24 protein-coding genes are annotated in these 22467 nt (G+C 37.7%); 14 read left to right on the top strand and 10 right to left on the bottom strand.

Features of this window, described 5'->3' with window-relative positions:
- Positions 1-70 precede the first annotated feature (70 nt).
- Entirely contained in the window at positions 71-406 is a 336-nt protein-coding gene (locus tag LDB17_RS08930) for a T9SS type A sorting domain-containing protein (RefSeq protein WP_252638012.1), read from the top strand.
- 59 nt (positions 407-465) lie between these two features.
- Here LDB17_RS08930 and LDB17_RS08925 read toward each other — a convergent pair whose 3' ends face one another.
- Positions 466-1140, bottom strand: a complete 675-nt coding sequence (locus LDB17_RS08925) for a helix-hairpin-helix domain-containing protein (protein ID WP_252638011.1) — start codon at positions 1138-1140, stop codon at positions 466-468.
- Positions 1141-1143: 3 nt separating this feature from the next.
- The gene (locus LDB17_RS08920) at positions 1144-1743 is read right to left on the bottom strand and encodes a MarC family protein (protein ID WP_252638010.1); all 600 of its coding nucleotides are present in this window, start codon (positions 1741-1743) and stop codon (positions 1144-1146) included.
- Between the two features lie 147 nt (positions 1744-1890).
- Between LDB17_RS08920 and LDB17_RS08915 the strand changes: the two genes are divergently transcribed.
- The 5 genes from LDB17_RS08915 to ubiE all read left to right on the top strand — a co-directional run bounded on the left by LDB17_RS08915 (position 1891) and on the right by ubiE (position 7379).
- Complete coding sequence (locus tag LDB17_RS08915; RefSeq protein WP_252638009.1) at positions 1891-3879, top strand: NAD(+) synthase; 1989 nt, start codon at positions 1891-1893, stop codon at positions 3877-3879.
- A 230-nt stretch (positions 3880-4109) separates the two neighbouring features.
- Complete coding sequence (locus tag LDB17_RS08910; RefSeq protein WP_252638007.1) at positions 4110-4793, top strand: porin family protein; 684 nt, start codon at positions 4110-4112, stop codon at positions 4791-4793.
- Between the two features lie 282 nt (positions 4794-5075).
- Complete coding sequence (locus LDB17_RS08905; RefSeq protein ID WP_252638006.1) at positions 5076-6026, top strand: phosphoribosylaminoimidazolesuccinocarboxamide synthase; 951 nt, start codon at positions 5076-5078, stop codon at positions 6024-6026.
- Between the two features lie 6 nt (positions 6027-6032).
- On the top strand, positions 6033-6599 hold the full coding sequence (locus LDB17_RS08900; RefSeq protein ID WP_006841758.1) for a zeta toxin family protein: 567 nt from the start codon (positions 6033-6035) through the stop codon (positions 6597-6599).
- 42 nt (positions 6600-6641) lie between these two features.
- Positions 6642-7379, top strand: a complete 738-nt coding sequence (ubiE, locus tag LDB17_RS08895; RefSeq protein WP_252638005.1) for a bifunctional demethylmenaquinone methyltransferase/2-methoxy-6-polyprenyl-1,4-benzoquinol methylase UbiE — start codon at positions 6642-6644, stop codon at positions 7377-7379.
- An 8-nt stretch (positions 7380-7387) separates the two neighbouring features.
- Here ubiE and LDB17_RS08890 read toward each other — a convergent pair whose 3' ends face one another.
- Entirely contained in the window at positions 7388-7924 is a 537-nt protein-coding gene (locus LDB17_RS08890) for an HD domain-containing protein (protein ID WP_252638004.1), read from the bottom strand.
- 213 nt (positions 7925-8137) lie between these two features.
- Between LDB17_RS08890 and LDB17_RS08885 the strand changes: the two genes are divergently transcribed.
- Positions 8138-9286 (top strand): hypothetical protein, encoded by a 1149-nt coding sequence (locus LDB17_RS08885; RefSeq protein ID WP_252638002.1) that lies wholly within the window; start codon positions 8138-8140, stop codon positions 9284-9286.
- Positions 9287-9312: 26 nt separating this feature from the next.
- On the opposite strand, the gene LDB17_RS08880 is transcribed toward LDB17_RS08885, so the two are convergent.
- Positions 9313-10206, bottom strand: a complete 894-nt coding sequence (locus LDB17_RS08880; protein ID WP_252638000.1) for a DUF1080 domain-containing protein — start codon at positions 10204-10206, stop codon at positions 9313-9315.
- Positions 10207-10564: 358 nt separating this feature from the next.
- Here LDB17_RS08880 and LDB17_RS08875 point away from each other — a divergent pair, with 358 nt between their 5' ends.
- Together LDB17_RS08875 and LDB17_RS08870 are read left to right on the top strand one after the other, a co-directional pair.
- Positions 10565-11518, top strand: coding sequence for a nitronate monooxygenase family protein (locus LDB17_RS08875; RefSeq protein WP_252637999.1), 954 nt, complete (start codon positions 10565-10567; stop codon positions 11516-11518).
- Positions 11519-11696: 178 nt separating this feature from the next.
- A complete protein-coding gene (locus tag LDB17_RS08870; protein WP_252637998.1) occupies positions 11697-13082 on the top strand; it encodes a transglycosylase SLT domain-containing protein in 1386 nt (461 codons plus the stop codon).
- A 22-nt stretch (positions 13083-13104) separates the two neighbouring features.
- On the opposite strand, the gene folP is transcribed toward LDB17_RS08870, so the two are convergent.
- The 3 genes from folP to LDB17_RS08855 all read right to left on the bottom strand — a co-directional run bounded on the left by folP (position 13105) and on the right by LDB17_RS08855 (position 15361).
- Positions 13105-13944, bottom strand: coding sequence for a dihydropteroate synthase (gene folP, locus LDB17_RS08865; protein WP_252637995.1), 840 nt, complete (start codon positions 13942-13944; stop codon positions 13105-13107).
- Between the two features lie 146 nt (positions 13945-14090).
- Complete coding sequence (locus LDB17_RS08860; RefSeq protein WP_252637994.1) at positions 14091-14915, bottom strand: MBL fold metallo-hydrolase; 825 nt, start codon at positions 14913-14915, stop codon at positions 14091-14093.
- A 116-nt stretch (positions 14916-15031) separates the two neighbouring features.
- On the bottom strand, positions 15032-15361 hold the full coding sequence (locus tag LDB17_RS08855; RefSeq protein WP_006841767.1) for a zinc ribbon domain-containing protein YjdM: 330 nt from the start codon (positions 15359-15361) through the stop codon (positions 15032-15034).
- Between the two features lie 356 nt (positions 15362-15717).
- Between LDB17_RS08855 and LDB17_RS08850 the strand changes: the two genes are divergently transcribed.
- Genes LDB17_RS08850 through bla form a run of 5 tightly spaced genes read left to right on the top strand, consistent with a single transcriptional unit; the run spans position 15718 to position 19034 of the window.
- Positions 15718-16293 (top strand): DUF5063 domain-containing protein, encoded by a 576-nt coding sequence (locus LDB17_RS08850; protein ID WP_252637993.1) that lies wholly within the window; start codon positions 15718-15720, stop codon positions 16291-16293.
- Positions 16287-16880 (top strand): 3'-5' exonuclease, encoded by a 594-nt coding sequence (locus LDB17_RS08845; protein WP_006841769.1) that lies wholly within the window; start codon positions 16287-16289, stop codon positions 16878-16880. The genes LDB17_RS08850 and LDB17_RS08845 overlap by 7 nt, the downstream gene beginning before the upstream one ends.
- Before the next feature lie 35 nt (positions 16881-16915).
- Positions 16916-17836: a DnaJ C-terminal domain-containing protein gene (locus LDB17_RS08840; RefSeq protein WP_252637992.1), complete on the top strand. Its 921-nt coding sequence runs from the start codon at positions 16916-16918 to the stop codon at positions 17834-17836.
- 17 nt (positions 17837-17853) lie between these two features.
- Positions 17854-18141: a chaperone modulator CbpM gene (locus LDB17_RS08835; RefSeq protein ID WP_006841771.1), complete on the top strand. Its 288-nt coding sequence runs from the start codon at positions 17854-17856 to the stop codon at positions 18139-18141.
- A gap of 5 nt (positions 18142-18146) precedes the next feature.
- On the top strand, positions 18147-19034 hold the full coding sequence (gene bla, locus LDB17_RS08830; RefSeq protein ID WP_252637991.1) for a class A beta-lactamase, subclass A2: 888 nt from the start codon (positions 18147-18149) through the stop codon (positions 19032-19034).
- A gap of 8 nt (positions 19035-19042) precedes the next feature.
- On the opposite strand, the gene LDB17_RS08825 is transcribed toward bla, so the two are convergent.
- The 3 genes from LDB17_RS08825 to LDB17_RS08815 all read right to left on the bottom strand — a co-directional run bounded on the left by LDB17_RS08825 (position 19043) and on the right by LDB17_RS08815 (position 22452).
- On the bottom strand, positions 19043-20680 hold the full coding sequence (locus LDB17_RS08825) for a GH32 C-terminal domain-containing protein (RefSeq protein WP_252638045.1): 1638 nt from the start codon (positions 20678-20680) through the stop codon (positions 19043-19045).
- 21 nt (positions 20681-20701) lie between these two features.
- Positions 20702-21487, bottom strand: coding sequence for a diadenylate cyclase CdaA (cdaA, locus tag LDB17_RS08820; RefSeq protein WP_006841774.1), 786 nt, complete (start codon positions 21485-21487; stop codon positions 20702-20704).
- Between the two features lie 89 nt (positions 21488-21576).
- A complete protein-coding gene (locus LDB17_RS08815) occupies positions 21577-22452 on the bottom strand; it encodes a GNAT family N-acetyltransferase (protein WP_252637990.1) in 876 nt (291 codons plus the stop codon).
- Between the last annotated feature and the right edge of the window lie 15 nt (positions 22453-22467).

Below are 22467 nucleotides of genomic sequence, written 5' to 3'. Positions count from 1 at the left end.
TTTTTTTTATTCTATTTTATTCTTTTATAAGCTTTAATATCTATATTTGTGTTTGTTAGGAGTATGATTAATGGCAGGAATTAGAAAAATATTATTCATTGCGTTGTTTGCGGGGCTCTCTTTATCAGCCAATTCGGCTAGGATGGAGTTTCCTTCAGACCCATTTCGTACTGCCGGTGAACAGCAAGATAATACGATGACTTTAGAGGTTGTGATCAATGGTATCTCTAAAGTAACAATGGAAAATATTCCAACGACCGGCTATCTTGAAGTTTATAGTATATTGGGTGTAAAGGTAAGAAGCATAAACCTTAGGACATATCTGGGTGTGTGCAATATCGAAATTCCTAAAGGCATATATATATTGAAAGCCGGAAAGGTTGCCCAAAAAGTAATAGTGAAATAAGTTTTGGCTTATTTTATTTATTTAGTGAAGGCAGTAAGATTTCTTACTGTTTTTTTATTTTAATCAAAAGATAAATAGGGTGTTAGCCTTTTTGTGTCAGCATCTGTAAATTCTTCGAGTAAAGACAATCTGTCCAAAGACTCTATTTTGCCTTTTCGCTCTCGTATATCTATAATGATTTTGGCTCGTTTGTATTTGATATATGGGTGTTTATTCAATTCTTCAAAAGAGGCTGTGTTGACTTTTATCTTTTTAGTATTGGGCGTGATTCTCAGATATGGTATAATTTTGTTGAATAAATCATCGTCCATTCCCCATACTTCCTTCAACTGATTCAGGCTGTTGTATCCACCCAATAGATTACGGTATTTTACTATCCTGTTGGAAAAAGCACTCCCTATGCCGGGTATCTTCTTTAGATCAGTAGTGTCGGAACTATTTATCTCTATTGTTTCACCGGTTTTTAACTTCTCCAGATGAATGTATTCAGTGTAATGTGTGCTGTCTTTCTGTATATGATATTCTTGTTGGTAGGAGGTTGTTGAATCCCTGTCTTTTAGTTTTTCTATAAATGCTTCAAATTCTCTTTCTGATTCGGGACAGATGGTTTTATCGTTCTCTTTCTGAATGGAAACGAGAATATATATTCCACCAGAGATAACGATAAGGATTAGTAATAATATGATTGCTATTCTATCTCCCTTATGGATATATAGATAATCCTTCCAGCTCATGTATTATTTACCGCTGAGGCTTTCTATCAGGGTATTTATGTTTGAGGTAAACAGGCTCACAGATATTGCCATTACGATAACTCCAAAGAATTTACGCAAAACATATACTCCTCCTAATCCCAGCAGCTTTTCTACTACCTTCAGATATCTAAGTACAAGAAATACGATTATCATGTTAAGAAATAGGGCAATAATTATATTCGATACGTCATAATCTGCACGCATGGATAGCAGTACTGTAAACGTTCCCGGACCGGCTATTAAAGGGAATACAATTGGGACAAGAGTCTTTGATCCTCCCGGTGCATCATTCTTAAATATTTCGACTCCAAATATCATTTCTATCGAGATGATAAATATGACCAATGCTCCTGCAACGGCAAAAGATGATACTTCTACATTGAACATGTTGAGTACCCATTTCCCCACAAATAAGAAAGCTGTCATTATTATAAAAGAATAGATCGCAGCCTGTAGCGGGTTTATGTCTCTGCCTTCTCCTTTGAAACCAAGAAATATAGGAATTGAACCGGATACGTCGATTAGTACGAAAAGCACAACAAATGCGCTCAGAATTTGCGTTATGTCAATATTAAAGTCCATAGTATTTGCTTTTTTAGGATTACACAAAGGTAAATAATTTTTGATGCATCAAAAAAGTTAAAGAGAAAATAGTATACAGGCTAAATATGTTTTATAATAAGCAATTAATAAAAAACTTTTGTAAGTTTGTAAAAATATAATATTTGTATGAATAACCACGGATTTGTAAGGGTGGCAGCAGCTTCTCCGGCTTTGAAAGTTGCAGACTGCGATTACAACACTGACGAAATCATAAAACTCATAAATAAGGCTGAAGAAGATAACATTTCGGCAATAGTTTTTCCTGAACTATCCATCACTGCATATACTTGCGGAGACCTCTTTCTACAAAGTTTGTTGCTTGAAGAAGCCTTGAAATCACTCAACCGTATTTGTGATGCTACTGGCAATCTGTCTATTGTGGCGTTGGTAGGTCTGCCTATAGCTGTATCCAATCGACTTTATAATATGGCGTTAGTCGTTAGTGGCGGACGAGTTATGGGGGCTGTTCCTAAAACGTTCTTGCCGAACTATAATGAGTTTTACGAAAAACGATGGTTTTCATCATCCGAAGAATTAAAAGAAAAAACAATTACCTTGTGTAATCGTTCTGTTCCTGTGGGAGTTGATCTTGTCTTTAAAACAGAGTTGTTTAATTTCTCAATTGATGTTTGTGAAGATTTATGGACTCCAATACCGCCGTCAAGTATCTCTTGTCTCAATGGCGCAGAGGTGATTTTTAATCTTTCGGCGAGTAACGAGACTACAGGTAAACATCTTTATCGAAAATCTCTTGTTAGCCAACAATCGGCACGTTGCATTTCCGGATATGTATACGCTGCATCGGGTAACGGGGAGTCTACTACCGATATAATTTTTGCCGGTAGTAGTATGATTGCAGAGAATGGTTCGATTTTGGCTGAAGGAGAACGTTTTTCGTTCGATAGTAAAGTTACAGTTGCAGATATAGATATTGATCGGTTACGCATTGATCGGTTGAAGAATAAATCATTTTCTTTATCCGAATATGCAGCTATAAAAGGGATTGAATTTAGAGATGTTTTTGTGTCTAAAAACCTTATTTCAAAATCTATTTCAGATAAATTGGGTAAGGATAAAAAAGCGGGCATAAAAAAATACGGACTCAGGCGATTTGTATCTCCTACACCTTTTGTTCCAACAAATGATGGGACGTTGAATGAACGTTGTGACGAAATATTCTCAATACAAGTTAGCGGCCTAGCCAAAAGGATGCTGCATACCAAGATTCAAAAGGCAGTAATTGGTGTTTCGGGTGGTCTTGATTCTACATTGGCATTGCTTGTTTTAGCCAAAACATTTGACAAACTGGATATACCTAGAGAGAATATAATCGGTATCACAATGCCGGGCTTTGGGACTACTGACCGCACTTATACGAATGCAATTAAGTTGATGCAGTCGTTAGGAACAACGATTAAAGAAATATCTATAAAAGATGCCGTAATTCAGCATTTCAAGGATATTGAACATGATGTAAATACCCATGACATAACTTACGAAAACTCTCAGGCTCGTGAGCGAACCCAAATACTGATGGATTATGCGAATAAAGTAAATGGGCTTGTGATAGGAACGGGAGACCTCTCGGAATTGGCATTAGGATGGTGCACCTATAACGGTGATCATATGTCGATGTACGCTGTGAATACCGGCATTCCGAAGACACTTGTTCGCACCCTAGTAGGATGGATTGCTGATACACATATGGATGAGTCGTCTAAAGCTGTACTTCTTGATGTAATGGACACTCCTGTTAGTCCCGAACTGCTTCCTATGGATGAAAACGGAGAGATCTTGCAAAAGACAGAAGATGTGATAGGGCCGTATATTTTGCATGATTTCTTCTTATATTACGTGTTGAGATTTGGGTTTCCTCCTTCAAAAATATATTTTCTAGCTAAGCATGCTTTTGCAGAACAATATACTAATCAGGAGATATTGAAATGGCTTAGAACATTCTTTTGGCGGTTTTTCTCTCAACAGTTTAAGCGTTCGTGTCTGCCTGATGGGCCGAAAGTAGGATCTGTAAACTTGTCACCACGAGGTGACTGGCGGATGCCGAGTGATGCATCTGTGGCTTTGTGGATGAAAGAATTGGAAACATTAGAACTATAGTTTATTATATTTAAAGACAATTATTTACTTTACAAAAAGATATTTATATTATTTGAATTATTGAGAAGACTATTATGGACTTTTGCATATAATGGAAGATTCATAATCATAAAACAAATACACATTAGGTAAAGCTGAGAATGTAGATATAAAATTACAGTATATTTAATCTTTAGTACCTAAGCATGTATCGATCTTTCCGATCGAAACTTTATAATCAGAAAAACTATATGACTACAACAAGACTTTTTTCAACAATCTTTCTATTTTTTTATTTTACATCTTTATTTGCTCAGGATGAACCCCCTTTCCGATTTGGGATAAGAGGGGGAGGAAACCTATATAGTGGCGTACTGAATGTTGCACCGGAAATTAGTAAAAAACTACATGCCGGCTATCAACTTGGATTCACTGCCGAATATAAGTTCAAAGACAATGCTTATTTGCAAACAGAAGTAAGCTTTATCACAAAAGGGGTGATGTATAAAAGTGCCGAAACTTTAGGAAATGGAGTAAAACAATGGAAGCAGGATTTTACTCTTAAATACATACAGATTCCTTTTCTGATTGCCTATAAACTTGAAATAGAGGAAAATGTTAGTTTATATTTTCATGGCGGACCTTATTTCGCCTACGGCATAGGAGGTAAAACAAGCCTAAAGATAACTCATAAGCAAGCCGAAGGTGAAGATGCTGAGACTAGCCAAGATTCATTTGGAGAAAATGGATTAAAAAAATTAGATATTGGCATAAGGTTTGGTTCAGGACTTGAATTTGAGAAATATACTATAGGATTTGATTTTGAATATGGGCTCACAAATATTAGTCGTAAAGACACTAAATTGAGTTCTCTTCTCAATGATAGAGGATTTAAAAATAAGGGAGTATGTTTATCGTTAGGCTATAAATTCTAAAAAAGAAGCGTAAAGAATATAAATTTGAAAGAAGAAAAAACAATAAATTGAAATTATATTAATTCTTACAAAAAGTCTCTTATTCTTTCTTTTGCCATTGTTTTTTTAACATAGTTCTATTACCTTTGGAGAGAGTAATCCGGATTTTATTTATCGTTGATAAACAAAGGGATAAAGATATTCTAATGAAAAGATAAGAATATAAAGAAATAAATATACTCAGGAAAATGAACGGCTTTGGCGTTTATATGTTATAAACATGGAAATTAAAAATTAAATCAAATGAAGAGTACTCTAGTTAATACCAATTTCCATTTTAATGGGCAAACAAATGTCTATCATGGAAAAGTAAGGGATGTATATTCTGTAGGTAACGACCTATTAGTGATGATTGCAACAGACCGTATTTCGGCTTTTGATGTTGTGTTACCAAAAGGTATACCATACAAAGGACAGGTGCTGAATCAGATTGCTGCGAAATTTCTGGATGCCACAGCCGATATTGTTCCTAACTGGAAATTGGCAACACCAGACCCTATGGTAACAACAGGGTTGCGTTGCGAGCCGTACAAAGTAGAAATGGTAATTCGCGGCTATCTGACCGGTAGTGCTTGGCGTGAATACAAAGCAGGAGCAAGAACTCTTTGTGGAGTGCCACTTCCTGAGGGGATGAAAGAGAATCAAAAATTTCCTACCCCGATCATTACTCCTACAACAAAGGCAGATGAAGGTCATGATGAAAATATATCTAAAGAAGAGATAATTGCACAAGGATTAGTAAGTAGAGAAGAATACGAGCAACTTGAAAAATATACTTATGCACTCTTCCAACGCGGTACAGAAATGGCTGCGCAAAAAAAACTGATTCTTGTAGATACAAAGTATGAATTCGGTAAAAAAGATGGAAAGATTTACTTGATAGATGAAATTCATACACCAGACTCATCTCGCTATTTTTACGCTGATACTTATCAAGATCTGTTTGAAAAGGGAGAAGAACAACGACAACTATCTAAAGAATTTGTTCGCAAATGGTTAATGGATAACGGATTCCAAGGTAAAGAAGGGCAGACTGTTCCGGAGATGACAGAGGAATATTGCAAAAGTGTATCGGAACGTTATATTGAACTATACGAGAAGATAGTTGGAGAACCGTTTATAAAAGCAGATGTAAGCAATGTTTCGGAACGTATCGAAGAAAACATTAGCAGATATCTAAAAAAGAGAGGATAGAAACGGATGCCAAATCTCTATATTATAGCTGGCTGTAATGGTGCGGGAAAAACAACCGCATCATACGCCATGTTTCCTGAAATGCTCGATTGTAAGGAGTTTATCAACGCCGATGAAATAGCCAAAGGATTGTCTCCATTTCAGCCGGAGAAAGTCGCTATTGAAGCCGGTCGTATCATGCTTATGCGTATGAACGAAATGATGCGTCTTCAGGAAGACTTTGCTATAGAGACAACATTGGCGACCAAGTCGTACGTCAACTTTATCAGACGTGCGCAAGCTGAGGGTTATTTTGTAACACTTATATACTTTTGGCTCGAATCGCCAGAATTGGCAATAAAAAGGGTAGAGCAGCGCGTGCGTTTTGGAGGGCATCATGTTCCTGATGATGTTGTGGTAAGACGTTACTTTGCAGGAATGCGAAACTTATTTTCGCTATTTATTCCTATCTCCGATTATTGGCTTTTGGTTGATAACTCAACCGATCCATTCAGAATTATTGCAGAGGGGAACAGAACTAAAATACAGGAAATTCAAGATGAAGATACTTTCTTCTATCTCAAGAATGCTTGATCTTCAACTGAAGTCTACTTCAATTATATTCCATAAAAGATAATGAGCTATAAAGCCGAAAAAGTAGTGCCTTATTCCTCTACTGAGAATAAGGGAGCACAGGTCGAACGTATGTTCGACTCCATTGCCGAAAACTATGATACCCTAAACCATACTATGTCAATGGGTATAGATATAGGCTGGCGTAAGAAGGGCTTGTCTATGCTTAAAAAGAATAACCCTCAACATATATTGGATATCGCTACCGGTACAGGAGACCTCGCTATACAGGCTTATGATATATTATCTCCTCAGCATATACTGGGAATTGACATATCTGAAGGCATGATGAATGTTGGGCGTCAAAAAGTAGCGAAAGCGGGGTTGTCTGATAAAATAAGTTTCGAGAAGCAAGATTGTATGGCTTTGAGTATTGAAGATAATTCGTTTGATGCGGCAATAGTAGCTTTTGGGGTTCGTAACTTCGAAGATTTAGACAGGGGATTGAAAGAAATACTACGAGTTCTTAAGCCGGGAGGGCAGTTGATGATTCTAGAACTTAGTACTCCCCAACATTTTCCCATGAAGCAAGCATATTGGTTGTATTCTAGATTATTTATACCTACAGTTGGGCGATTGATCTCAAAAGATAAAACAGCCTACTCTTATTTACCAAAATCAATAGAAGCTTTTATTCAGGGAAAAGATATGACAGAGACCCTATTGAAAAATGGTTTCCGAAAAGCAATATACAAGACTTATACGCTTGGTGTTTGCTCTATGTATCTGGCGGAAAAATAATTTCTCTTTCATAAAAAAGCAAGACTCCATTCATCAAATATTTTAACGGAGTTTGTACCATGCTTTTCTAGGCCTTTTCTTATTTTGTCTATTGACTTTTCTACTCCCAGATTTGTCTTTGAATAAAAACAATCGGCAAAACAAATAATCTTTTCCTCAATGCTCATTGGTTGCATATTGCGGTGCGGTAAAGGCAGGTTCTCTGCTTTTATTTCTTCGAGAGAAATGCCCACGCCTGTATGTCTTTCACAAACCAATGCATGACGGTGATATCCTTGGGCATCTAATAACTCACGTCCCAAGTATCCATGACACACATACGGAGCTATTCCATTACACTCGATAGAAGGAGCGTTGGTAAGGAAAATACCTATATCATGAAGCATGGCGGCTTCCTTTATAAATTGAATATCAGCATTTAATTCTGGGTGCTTCTTTGCAATCTCCAGGGCTTTGTTCATTACCTCTTTGCTGTGTCTGATCAGTATCTTGTATAAATCAGAATCTTTCTTATAATATTTTTCTATAATAGCGATCACGTCCATGACATATAAATATTTATTGAGTACGAATTGTGTAAATTTGTAACATGTCTTATATTCAATATTAGAAACAGTCAATATCAAAAAAAGTTTTGTAATTTAGTAACAATAAAAATAGCCTCATGTCAATTGAGGATATATAGAAAATGAGATAAGTAAACAAACCTCGAATAGGATTGTTTACATGCTGAGAATAAATAATAAAACAACATAGTTATGTCAGATAGTGGCAATAATGAATGTCCTCTTTGTGGTAAAGATACACAAGATGGTGAAATATTCTGTCGTGACTGTCAGGAAATTGCACAAAATTCTTACTCCTCAGGTTTGCTGTCGGCAGATCAAGAGGCGGTAATATCCGCTGAGCTTGATGAAGAAGCCCATCAAGGCGAAGTAAATAATTTAGACAATGCTTTAGATAAAGATGAAACTTCACCTTCGACAGAGACGGAAGATAAGAATACATTTTTCCGTAAAAATAAGAAGCTGTTAATATTCTTCTTTGTAGGGCTCATTATCTTCATGATAGTTGGGGTGATAGGTGGCTACTTGCGTCAACAGAATTTGAATACGTTGGCAACTGAAACTGCATATTGGAACAAGTGTATTGAAGAAAACACTCCTTTGGGATATTCTAAATACTTGGTGAAATACCCCGAAGGGAAATATAGTGAGGAAGCCTATCAAAAGATTGTAGAACTGCGTGACAATGAGCGAAAAGCTTGGGAGAAACTCAGAAGCTCAAATGATATAGATGCCTTGTTTGCTTTCCTCAAAGATCATCCTGAAACACTTTATCTAAAAGATATTCGGCATGTGATAGATTCGTTAAGTTGGATTGGAGCTCAAGCTCAAAACTCGGCAGATGTCTATTTGGCTTATCTGGAGAATTCAAAGCTCGGACGGATTGATGGAGAGTACATTGCATTGGCTCAGGAACGTTACGACTATCTTAGCCAGCTGAAAACGCTCGAAGGAAAAGATCTGGATGAAGTGAAGAAAACCTTGACAGATTTCTTTAGTGCCATGTCTACTGTTAGCAGTAAAGGAATGCAAAAATTATCCGTAGATACCTTAAGCCAATTCTATACCTCTAAAAACCTATTGAGCAAGCATATTGCAGATTCATTGACAGTAGGTCGTAAAACAGATAAAATACGCAGTGTGCTTTACACTCCTGTTACAGACTCTATAGAAGCTATCCTTGACAACAAAGGCGTTTGTTTTATTACATTGCCTGTGAAGAAGGAAGTAACTTATTCAGATAGGAAAAAGAAGAAAGATCTCAGTCAGTCTACTCTCAGCATAGAGCTTAATAATAAGAAATTGCAGGCTATCTATAAAAAGTCTAAAGCTACAAAATAGAGATAGCATTCCTTTCCTTCTTATTATTAATTAAAATATTGCTGATATTCTGTCGGGAGCTCTTCTATCTTTTTTATATCAATGTCTTTATAGAATACCTCTCCGGCTTCGCTCTGTAATTGTATTTTGCCTTCTACCAATGGCTTTGTTTCCCCATTGTTCAGGTAGCGTAGATTGGATAATGCCATTACTACATTGCCGTTTACAATATGTAAGCTTTTGCCTTCGTAGCATATAAGCTCGATATCGTTCCACTCATCTTTGGGTTTTTCTGTTGTGCCTTTTGCTGCGCAGTAGTAGCCGTTAGGAGAGTTAACTCCGATGGGGATTGAAAAGGCTGAATTGTCGAATATTACTTTCGATGAATCCTTTCGGGCACGCACATCCATTTGAGTTTGACCTATGCACCAGTAGTCTCCACTACTGCCCTCAGTTCCGGTTTCTATTAGTTGAAATTCATGACTTGTCATCCATGTTCTCCAATAGTCGGCACCACACTCTCCGATGGAATGGTATAGTATTCCTGAATCTAAAGACTTATTGAGCCTTGGTTCCCATTTTTTATTTCCCCATTTCATCTTTAGTCGGAGATGATAATTTCTATAACTCTCTTTCGTAAAAACACATCCGTAAACTTCCCCGCTAACCTTTAATATTGGTTCGTCACCCTCCTGTATTACGGTGAATACATTTTTATGGTTATTGTTATATCCTATAGGTTTGATCGTATCTCCGTTTGCATCTAAAGGAACACTACCATTATAGTTGTCTTTCATCTCATAACTCAGATACATATCCCATCTTGACAAATCTTTATCAAGCAAAGATGTCCATCCGGTCTCTTTTTGTTCTTTAGATCCGCATGAGATAAATAGGACGACTAACAATAAACAGATTAATTTTGATAATATGTTTTTCATAAATAAAAATGATAATGTATTGAATGATTGACTGTTCAAATATATGCAATTAATTTGTTAGTTTTTTGAAAGTCCTATATATTCTACTCAACAGATTCTAACAATAGAGCAAAAGGTGACAAAAGTGACACTTTTTAGACCCTTATCTATTGTCACTTTCTGAATTTGCTCTGCTCTCTTTATCCTTGCTTGTCATATATAGGAACGAAGCGCTTCTTCTATTATAAGATAATTTATTTACATAAAAGTACGTTGTAATCTTATATTCAACAAAAAGAGTGAGCTTTAGTCTTTGGATTATACTTCCATTTTCAATATTTTCCTAAATTTGCAATACGTAACAAATTGAATGAAAAGAATGAATAATAGAATTACATCTTTATTTGGTATAAAATATCCGATTATATCAGGAGGTATGGTTTGGTGTAGTGGTTGGCGTTTGGCTTCGGCAGTCAGTAATGCCGGAGGACTTGGGCTTATAGGAGCCGGGTCTATGCATCCCGAAACATTGCGCGAGCATATACAAAAATGTAAGGCGGCTACGGATAAACCTTTTGGTGTGAATGTGCCATTAATGTATCCTGAGATAGAAAAGATTATGGATATTATTATATCCGAAGGGGTGAAGATTGTATTTACATCGGCAGGGAATCCTAAGCTTTGGACTAAAAAGCTTCAAGATAATGGAATAAAAGTAGCACATGTTATTTCCAGTTCTAAATTTGCATTAAAATGTGAAGAGGCAGGAGTAGATGTTGTAGTGGCCGAAGGGTTCGAAGCCGGAGGGCATAACGGACGTGAAGAGACTACCACGATGGTGCTGATTCCGCAAGTAAGGAAAAGCATATCGATACCTCTTATTGCAGCCGGAGGGATAGGAACGGGCAGTGCTATGTTGGCTGCTTTCGCATTAGGGGCGGAAGGTATTCAGATGGGTACTCGATTTGCTCTTACACAGGAGAGTTCGGCTTCCAACGAGTTTAAGGAATTGTGTATAAATCTTAAAGAAGGGGATACTATTCTCTCATTGAAAAAACTTAGTCCTACCCGACTAATAAAGAATGATTTTTATACTACAGTACAGGAAGCAGAAGACAGGGGAGCAACAGCAGAAGAAATGCGTGGAATTTTAGGACGTGGACGTGCTAAGAAAGGAATTTTTGAAGGAGACCTTTCGGAAGGCGAACTCGAGATAGGACAAGTCAGCTCACTAATTGAAGACCTTCCTACAGCGGCAGATGTAGTAAATAGTGTAATTGAAGAATATAACGCGAAAGTTGAAAATATGATTTCGCAAGACATGAAATTCTGATAATAAAAAATAGGAATTGATACGGAGGTTTTCATAAAATTGGAAGCCTTCGTTTCGGTTCGTTCAGTACTTCTTAAACAGGAGAGCTACAGAATATAAACAGATACGAAGATAGCCTGATCTTATTTTTATAATAAGATTAATTATATATAATACCTAAATCTCAACTGATAAAAACATGAGAAAATTCTGTTGTATATATGTACTGATAGTTCTTTGTCTCTTTTCGGCCTGTAAAAAGAAAGAACAGAAGACTCCCTATGATTTTGAGCAGATCAAACAAAAGAAGGAACTAACCATTATTACGCTCAATACCTCTACATCTTACTTTATATACAAAGAAGAGCCTATGGGGTATGACTATGACCTCGCTCAGGATTTCTGCGACCACTATGGGCTGACATTGAAAGTAAAGGTAGCGGAGAATACCAACAAGCTTGTGGAGATGCTGAATAATGGTGAAGGCGACCTCATCGCCTATGCCGTACCTATACAGACAGGACTTAAAGATTCTATCCTATATTGCGGACTGCAACAAATAACCCATCAGGTATTAATCCAACAGGCAAATAAGGGAGATACTATAATAAAAGATGTAACGGGCTTGATCGGCAAAGAGGTGTATGTGGAAGACAATACAAAATATTATCAACGCTTGCTGAATCTGAATTCCGAACTGGGAGGAGGTATCAACATTCATCCTGTAAATGAGGATACGATTACCAGTGAAGACCTCATCGAAATGGTATCTCAAGGAAAGATAAAATATACAATCTGTGATGAATATATTGCCAAGTTGAACAAAACATATTATCGAAATATAGATATATCGCTTCAGATCAGTTTCGACCAACGCTCATCATGGGCTGTGCGGAAAGATTCTCCCCAGTTGGCAAAAGCATTAAATGAATGGTTCCAGCAGAATGGGAATACTCCTGTTTATAAAGGAATTACTAAAAAGTATTTCGAGTTGAGTAAGCAGACTTTCGAGGGTGAGTACGAAATCCCGAAGAATTTACCTAAGGGCGCAATTTCCATTTACGACGAACTGTTTAAAAAGCACGCTAAAGGTACAAAGTACGATTGGCGTTTTTTGGCAGCGATATGCTATCATGAGTCTCGCTTTCAGAATAATCTCACCTCATGGGCGGGAGCTGCCGGAATAATGGGATTGATGCCACGCACAGCAGCGTCTCTTGGTCTAAAAAGTGAAGACCGCATGAACCCCGATTTAAGTATAGGTGCTGCCGTAGAGCTACTCGACAGGCTAGACAAGATATTTGGTAAAGTAAGTAGCATAGAGGAGCGGGAGAAATTCTTGCTTGCAGCTTATAATGGAGGAAATGGACATATAAATGATGCGCAGGCTCTGGCTCAAAAATATGGTGCTAACCCTTATATATGGGAAGGGAATGTGAAGAAATATTTGGAGCTGAAAGGAAATCCCGAATATTATAATGACCCTGTATGTAAAAGTGGATACTTCAGAGCCGGACAAACGACACGTTACGTAAACGATGTATTAAGAACAATGGATCGCTTCAAAAGGATAAGTCCAAAATAATAAAATCAGAAAAGGGTATTTGCTATAAGCTGTACCCTTTTAGTTTTTCAGTGATTTTTACTGCTTCTACAGCTTCTTTTACATCGTGCACGCGTAATATGTCAGCCCCGTTCTGTAGGGCAAAAGTGTTCAGGATGGATGTGCCATTGAGGCTTGCTTCGGCTGTTGAGTCTATCAAATTGTAGATCATTTTCTTTCTGGAAATGCCGACAAGCAAAGGAAGATCGAAAATAGAGAAGCCTTTCAGTGAAGCCATCAACTCGTAATTCTGGTCGATAGTTTTACTGAATCCAAAACCCGGATCTATTATAATATCGTTTACGCCTTTGAGGTGTAGCTCGGCTATTTTTTTAGAGAAGTAGTAAAAAATATCTTGAATCAGATTGTCGTAATCTGTCAATTTGCTCATTGTTTGAGGTGTGCCTCGCATGTGCATAAGTATATAAGGAACATTGAGCGAGGCAACGGTATCGAACATATTTTTGTCCATTTCACCTCCCGATATATCATTTATAATGTCAACACCATGTTCTTCTACACAAAAACGAGCTACATCACTATAGAATGTGTCAACCGAGAGAATGGCGTCGGGGAATTCCTTATTTATAATATTCAGTGCCGGTTTTAGGCGTTCTATCTCCTCTTTTGACGATAATAATGTAGACGAAGGACGTGTAGATTGTGCTCCTATATCCACAATTTTACCTCCTTGTGTTAATATTTCTGCTACACGGGCAACAATCTCTTGTTCGCCCTGCTTGCGGCTCTCTGCAAAAAATGAATCAGGAGTGATATTTAATATTCCCATCACAATAGGTTGCGACAGTTCTAGCAATTCTCCTTTTATATTAATTGTTTTCATGCAATTCTCCCTTTTACTAAGATGTAACAAAAGTAACAGATTTTCTGCGATTATTGCAATCTACTTTTTCCATTATTTGAAGCTGAGTCTTCAATAAAATAAAGAGGTGATATTTCTTGTGATGTTCAACGCTAGTGAGATGTCTCTCAGAACTCTCTCAGTCCCGATACTTTATAGCGGCTCAACGTTTCTAGTTTTACGTTCTTGCCTACTACCACTCCATTGTCATAAAGGGCTTGTTCTACAGCTTTAAAAGCTATTTCGGGATGATTATTGTCTTGGCTGAGGTGGCAAAGCCAGATGTTCTGAAGGTTTTCGCTGTATATGCTTGCAATAAACTGGGCAGATAGACGGTTGCTAAGATGTCCCATTCCATTGCCTATGCGTTGTTTCAGATAGTAGGGGTATTTACCCGCCTGAAGCATATATTCGTCGTAGTTGGCCTCAATTACCAGGTGATTTGCCTTCGCGGCATATTCTTTTATCGTATCGGTAATCCGTCCGATATCTGTTACTAATACAAACGTCTGCTCGTCGAACTCAATGTGGTACCCTACATTCTCGATACTATCGTGGGGAACCTCGAAGGCGGTTATTTGAAATTCTCTGATAGAGAATGTTTGTTCTTTTTCTATAATCTTTCTTGAATGCACCAAGCTTGCGCGTACAGCCCTGTTTCTTAAGATGCCGTTATGTACTGTTTCTGTTGCATAAACAGGGATGTTGTATTTATCACCGAGGCACCCCACTGTTTTGATGTGATCGGCATGATCGTGGGTTACCAATACGGCTATGATTTTATCGAATGAGACACCATATTCGCGCAGGGCTTTTTGTATCGAACGTATTCCTATGCCGGCATCGATGAGTACACCATATTCATTCGTTCCCAGATAGTAGCAATTTCCACTGCTACCACTACCAAGGCTGAAAAATTTATATTTATATTGAGGGAATAGGCTGTACTGCATAATGAATGCAAAGTTATATAGTCCTCCCAATAAAAAAGACTTATATTAGGTTAAAAAATAGACCTAAAGAAAAAAATATCTTTTATTTATTTTAATACGGAAGGGCTAGCAGGCTCTTATTTCTTCAAGAAGCATGTTTTAAGTACAATGCTCGATCCGTCTATCTTGCAATCCACTTCAGTTGGTTCTTCTGTAAGGCGGATACTTCTTACCTTTGTACCTCTTTTTATTACCATCGATGATCCTTTTACTTTCAGATCTTTGATTACCGTAACCGCATCTCCGTCCTGTAGTTCTGCGCCGTTGCTGTCTCGTGGTGTCATATCGTCTGATTCTGCTTTTGCTTCGCCTGTCCATTCGTGAAAACAGTCGGGGCAAATAAACATAGTACCATCAAAATATGTATTTTCCATGCTACATGCAGGGCAATTTGGAGTATCTCCCATTTCGTGCTAATTTTTATAGTGTTAAAAAATGAATTATACTCTTTTTCGGTAAGAAAGTATAGAGTATAATATATTTACTAATTATTTGAAATAAGGTACAAAGATAAGGCAAATAGCAAGTGCATCCAAATAAGGAGTAGAAACGGGGGATGATTGGCAAGGATAAGGGATTTATTGATATTGCTTAATGAATGTTTAGTGATAATAAAATATATTATCCGAACAATACAGTTAACAAAATAATAGGTTAAATTTGTTACTTAAAGAAAAATCAACGATCTGTTTTATGTAGATCAGGATGCAATTTAGATAATATATATTGAGCCGTTAAAACGGCAGAAAAATTAAAATATACAATGGAGAACCAATTAAAAGAGATCGTTTATTCTCGTGATACAATTGAATTTGTAACAGTCGCAGTACAATATTGTGGCTATTTTGAAAGCTTTGAAGATGTAAGCGAAGCGGAATTGATAGATAAGCTTACAAAGCTTCTTCCACTGCTTTACTTAAAAGCTTCTCTTGTGCCCGAGACAGATATCATAAATGAAGACGAGGAACCTGAGATAACAGTAACGGAGGGAGATTACAACTATATTTCTTCAAAGCTATATGATGTATTTCAGAATAATGATGCGTATCTTGAGGTTTTTCTTCAGGATATGAAATATAGTGACACTCCTATTACTGCCAGTATAAGCGAAGATCTCTCGGATATCTATCAGGATTTGAAGAACTTCATTACAGTTTTTGAAAGAGGTGTTACAGACAATATGAATGATGCACTATATTTCTGTATAGAGAATTTTAAGTCATATTGGGGGCAGAAGCTGGTAAATGTTTTAAGAGCTTTGCACTCACTCAAATATACGATAGTAAATGATAACCTTGATGAAGATCTCGAATCTGCTGATACAAATGAATTATGGTAAACACTATATCCAAAGCTGAATTGTCTACTTATGCACAGGAAGTTTTTCCGGGTAGAATAATCGTAATACAAGAAGAAACCGAAGCAAAGAAAGCATGCGACTATCTTAGCAAATGTGAAGCTATCGGATTTGATACAGAGACCCGCCCTGCTTTTCGTAAGGGAGTGACGCATCAGATAGCACTTATGCAGTTGTCTACAATCGATACTTGTTTTCTATTCCGGCTCAATCTGATCGGGTTTCCTGCTTGTCTGGCCGAACTTCTTGTCAATCCTGCCGTGAAGAAGATCGGGCTGTCGCTGAAAGATGACTTCTCGGCGATACACAAGCGGATGAGTTTGGCTCCGGCTAACTTCGTCGAATTACAGTCTTTTGTTAAAGATTACGGTATAGAAGACAATGGCTTACAGCGTATTTATGGCATACTTTTTGAAAAGAGGATATCAAAAGGGCAACGCCTGTCAAACTGGGAAGTAGATGTACTTTCTGACTCACAGAAAATGTATGCTGCGCTCGATGCATGGGCTTGTCTGAGGATATATAACGAACTTAAAAATAAAGAAAAAATAAATTCGGTCAGGAGCTGATATTCTGATGCTTCTGACTCATAATTGAAAAATATATGGCATTTATAGATTATTACAGCATTTTAGGTGTATCTAAAACTGCCAGTGGCGATGATATAAAAAAGGCTTACCGAAAGTTAGCCCGTAAATATCACCCTGACATAAATCCTAATGATGAGGAAGCAAAGAAGAAATTTCAGCAGATAAATGAAGCGAATGAAGTTCTGTCCGACCCCGAAAAACGGAAAAAGTATGACGAGTACGGAGAGAACTGGAAGCATGCCGAAGAATTTGAAAAAGCCCGTCAGCAACAAGCTCAAAATGGAGGTTTTGCTGATTCTAGCACTTTCGGGGGCGACTTTGGCGGAAGGGCATATAGCTTTTCCGGTGAAGACGAAGGAGGGTTCTCTGACTTTTTTGAATCCCTGTTCGGCGGCAGAGGTGCATCCAGAGGTTCTCGGACAAGCGCATTTAGGGGTCAAGATTATACTACGGAGCTGCACTTAAGTTTGCGTGATGCCTCTGAAACCCATAAACAAACATTGACTCTTAACGGAAAAAATCTACGGATAACAATTCCGGCAGGGGTAGCAGACGGACAAGTAATAAAGCTGGCAGGACAAGGAGCTCCCGGTAGGAATGGAGGTCCAAACGGTGATCTGTATATTACGTTTGTGATACAAGAAGACCCGAAATTCAAAAGAGTAGGGAATGACTTGTATACGAATGCAGATCTAAGCTTGTATAAAGCTGTGCTTGGAGGAGAGGAAACGGTAGACACTTTTACAGGAAAAGTAAAATTGAAAGTTGCCGCCGGAACTCAGAATGGGACAAAAGTTCGTCTAAAAGGGAAAGGTTTTCCTGTATATAAAAAAGATGGACATTTTGGAGATCTGATTATTACCTATACAGTGAAAATCCCGACCAATCTGAATGCAGAACAGAGGGAACTGTTCGAAAAGTTAGCAAAGTCTTAATTTAAAGCGCCACAGTTATGAATTCAGAACTGATTATTATACACGAATATTGTATTCAAAATCAAGTAGAGCCCGATTTTATTGTGCAGCTTGAAAATGAAGGACTGATACAGGTAAGTATTGTTGATAACGAACGGTATATACATATTTCGCAGTTGAGGCACTTGGATCAGTATGTACGTTGGTATTACGACCTGTCAATTAATGTGGCGGGGATTGATGTTATTCAAAACCTTTTGGATAAGATAGATACGATGCAGGACGAAATTTTACGACTAAAAGAACAATTACGTTTGATAGATTAATGTTTATGAAGAAACTTTTATTTCTTATTTCAGCCATAGTGGTTGCTTTTCCTGTGTTTTCACAGAATGAGGTTTTGAGAAACAAGATTCAGAAAATAATTCAGGGGAAGGATGCTACCGTTGGAGTTGCTCTCATTGTGGATGGAAAAGACACGTTGACTATCAATAATAATTTTCGTTACCCAACTCAAAGTGTATATAAATTTCATTTGGCATTGACTGTGTTAGACTATCTAAATAAGAATAATCTCACACTCGATCATCAGGTTTATGTGAAAAAAAGTGACTTACTCCCCAATACTCACAGCCCACTAAGGGACGATTATCCGCAGGGAGAGATGTACCTCTCTGTTGCTGATATTATCAGATATACAGTATCTAAGAGCGATAACAATGGATGTGATATACTGTTTCGCTTGGTAGGAGGTACAGCTGTAGTGGATAGATATATAAGAGATCTTGGCCTCTCTGAGTTTGCCATTGCTGCCACAGAAGAAGAAATGCACGGACCTTGGGAAGTACAGTATACTAACTGGTCTACCCCCTATACTGCAGCACAAGCTTTAGAAATGTTTAGAACACAGGATATTTTACCCCAGCCTTTCCACGATTTTTTGTGGGATACGTTGGCTGGGACTACTACAGGTGGAAATAAAATAAAAGCATTGCTTCCCGAAGGGACATTCGTCGCACACAAAACAGGGAGCTCGTTTCGTAATGCCGAAGGGTTGAAGGCCGCAGAAAACGATATTGCAATCATACAATTACCCGACGGTCGATATTATTCTTTGGTTGTATTTGTTGCCGACTCGATGGAAAGCAATGATGTGAACTGCGGTATAATTTCTCAAATATCAAAAGCGGTGTATGATTCTCTTGAAGAACAGCAATAGCCGTAATTCTACCAAATCGATTTCACTGTATATACTTCCATATTTTTGACTTCAATATTATTCCCCCAGAAGTGAAACCCTTCGGTATTATTGCTATCGGGTTTGCGTTCCATCGAATATGAGAATATTCCTCCGTCGATAAACACTTCTACAGAGGTACGATCTATATAAATATCTGCTGTGAGCTCCATGCTCGTCATGTCTTGTGGCGAATAGAACATTCCGTTCAGCATGTTTCCATTCATATCATAATTTATCAGCCGTTGACCAAATAGGTTGAGCCCTGCATCTGTAGCATGTGATAGCTTAATTGTTGTTTTGATGCGCAGGCAGTCTGAGTTGTAGAACTCTTTCATCTTGTTGTTGGCATCATCCGATTTCAGATTGCTCCATTTTTGAACAGGGGTAAACAATTGTTCTGTCTCTTTTATCGGATTGTTTATCAGCCTTGTGCCTTCTTTTGTAGTTTTTAGAGTTAGCTCGGTAGGGAGTAGCATCATTCCATTGAATGGCATATCGGGTTGGTTTATGCGTCCCCATCCTATTTGTATGCGTCTGCCATCACTGTCGGGGATGTTTGTAAATGTCTGTGCAGCATAAATTGATCCCGAAGTATAATAATATTTGCCAGCCTCAGGAGTGAATGTCTTTCCGTCAAAAGAACCTAGCATATATGTTCCCGAAGCTCCATAGATCACCCATTTGGTATTGTTTTTGTTCCCGTCTATCGGTAGCTCAAATAGTTCTGGGCATTCCCAAAATCCTGTAATATGGCTTTCGTAATTCCAATCTTTCAGATTTTTAGACGTGTATATTGAGTGCCCGTCTCTTTCATTCAGTACCATTACCCAATGTTTTGACGGAGCATACCAAAAAACTTTCGGGTCGCGTGTGTCTTTGCTATTCCATTTGTCTTTTGAGTCTATAAGCGGGTTTTTGTCATATTTTGTCCATGTACGCCCTTTGTCGAGACTGTAAGCCATGCATTGTACTTGCTTTTCAGAGCTATCTGCTGTATAAAAGGCTATCATCGCAGGATTGTCTTTCTTGTTATATCCCGCTGTATTATCATAATCAATGATTGTTGAGCCGGAGAACATTGTGCCCAAATGATCGGGATATAGTGCTTCGGGTAATTGTTGCCAATGTATCAGGTCTTTGCTTACGGCATGTCCCCAGTGCATGTTTTCCCATTCACGTTCGTAAGGATTATGTTGATAGAAAAGATGGTATTCACCATCGTAGTATATCAATCCATTGGGATCATTTATCCACCCTCGTTGAGTAGTGAAGTGAAATTGCGGACGGTTCTTTTCTTTATATAGGTTTTCATGCCCTTCTATTCTGTCATCCTGATAGATTTTGCTTAATCCTGATGGATCACCCTCATAGCTGAAGTTTATAGTCTTACCCTTATAAGCCGCCATATCGCAAAATACCCAGTAATCGGGCTGAGCAGACAGGCGTATTACAAATGATCTGTCTTCTTTTCCGTCTACACTAAAGCTCATTCTTTTTCTCTCTGCTCTTTGTGAAACAGGCAGGTTCAAGTATTTCTTCGTTATCTTTATCTGAATATTTCCGGCAGATAAAGAAAAACAAAATAGAAGTGAAACATGTAGGAATAATAAATTTTTAATGGGCATTTTCATGGTATATCCGATCGTTTATGTTTTCTTCTTTTTTACCAAAATAGTTTCAGTGAGAAGTTCCTGTAGCCTTTCCGGGGATATATTCGTTTGTATTTTTCCTTCGCTTACAAAGGATATTTTACCTCTTTCCTCTGATATAACAATCGCTTTGGCATCGGTTTCTTGCGATATGCCGAGGGCTGCCCGGTGTCTTAATCCGAGAGATTTGGGTATCTCCTGATTCTGAGAAATAGGAAGGATACATCCGGCTGCTTTAATTTTGTTTCCTGATATAATTAAAGCTCCGTCGTGTAAAGGCGTGTTTTTAAAGAATATATTTTCTATCAGACGGGTACTGATCTCGGCATCTAAGACTTCGCCTGTTTCTTCATATTGTCCTAACTTAATCTCTTGTTCGATAACAATAAGTGCCCCTGTATATGTTTTGGCCATATTCATACATGCTAAAACCAGAGAGGTAATAACAGGCTCTGAGAGGCCTCCACGTTCTTTTGAACTGAAGAACCGAGCAAAGAAACGAAAGGTGCGATTGGAGCCGAGCGTCATCAAAAAACGTCGGATTTCATCTTGGAAGATAATGATGAGTACGATGAGTCCAATATCGACAAATTTGTCGAGGATAGCACCCATAAGGCGCATTTCCAGAACTTTAGATACAAGTATCCATAAGATCATAAAAGCCAATACACCATTGAATATGGCTCCTGTGCCCGATTTGGAGACAATCCTATATAATTGGTACATTACTGTAGCTACCAATAGTATATCAATTATATCTTTTATTCCAAAGTTTTCGAGCATATATGCGATACTATATTACTAAAATTCAAAGATAAGTTATTTCTTCGATAGATAATTCAGAAAAGACATCAGTCTTCTTAAAAAATCTTTTATTCCAACATCAGATTCATAATAGGCTGATGGTCTTGAAAGAATCGTTGCTGTTTTTCTTCAAGCTCATGAACCTTGTAGCCAAACAAGAGCCTGCACAGCAATCGTACGTCTGTTTCTATATCAAAAGAGCCTTCCGATTCTAATATCAACTCTACATTTCCACAGTCTATTGAATATATTTGAGGAGTATCTTCCTGCGAACAATCCGTTACTTTTATTCTGAATTTCTTAGATAGATTGTCTTTTGCATATAGGTCTAAAAGAGTCCATGTGTCTATCACACGTGCCATGCCGGGTAGATCCTTCTTTTCGGGGTATCCGTCCAGTTTGTACTCCTTGGCTATAGCCTCAAAGTCATTCCTGCTTTTTTGTACACAAAAGTCTCTGAATCTGAATAATTGATCGAACGTTTGATAAGCCATATCGATATTATCGGAATATGTATCTAGTATTTTTTTGATAGGAATAATATTTTCTCCTTTATCAAATACTTGTTCATATTCGTATTTCTTATAAAAGTCATACAGCCATTCTTCTGCAGGAATCAGTATTGCAAGAGGTATATTTCTTTTGGCAAGTATCCTATGCGCTTCATGAAGCAGCTGTGCCATGTAGCCTTTTTTTCTGTGTTCGGGCAATGTGCATAGTCCTGCCATGTATGCAAAAGGAATTTCCTGCCGGTAAAAGTTTATTGTATACGGCAACATTTGAAGGCTTGCAACCGCTTCTCCTTCTTCAAAATATATCAGTGTATTCTCATGCTTGTATTTGTATGTGAAAAGGATATCGAGAAACTCGTCCGTATCCTCGAAGCATATTTTCCACATACTACGTACTAATTCTGCTGTTTGCTCATTGGCGAATTGTATCATGAGAACGATAATATA

It is taken from the genome of Dysgonomonas sp. Shenzhen-Wh21 (assembly GCF_043392705.1).
GTDB lineage: Bacteria > Bacteroidota > Bacteroidia > Bacteroidales > Dysgonomonadaceae > Dysgonomonas.
Note: the sequence above shows the minus strand (reverse complement) of the source record. Positions and strands in the feature narration are given on the sequence as shown.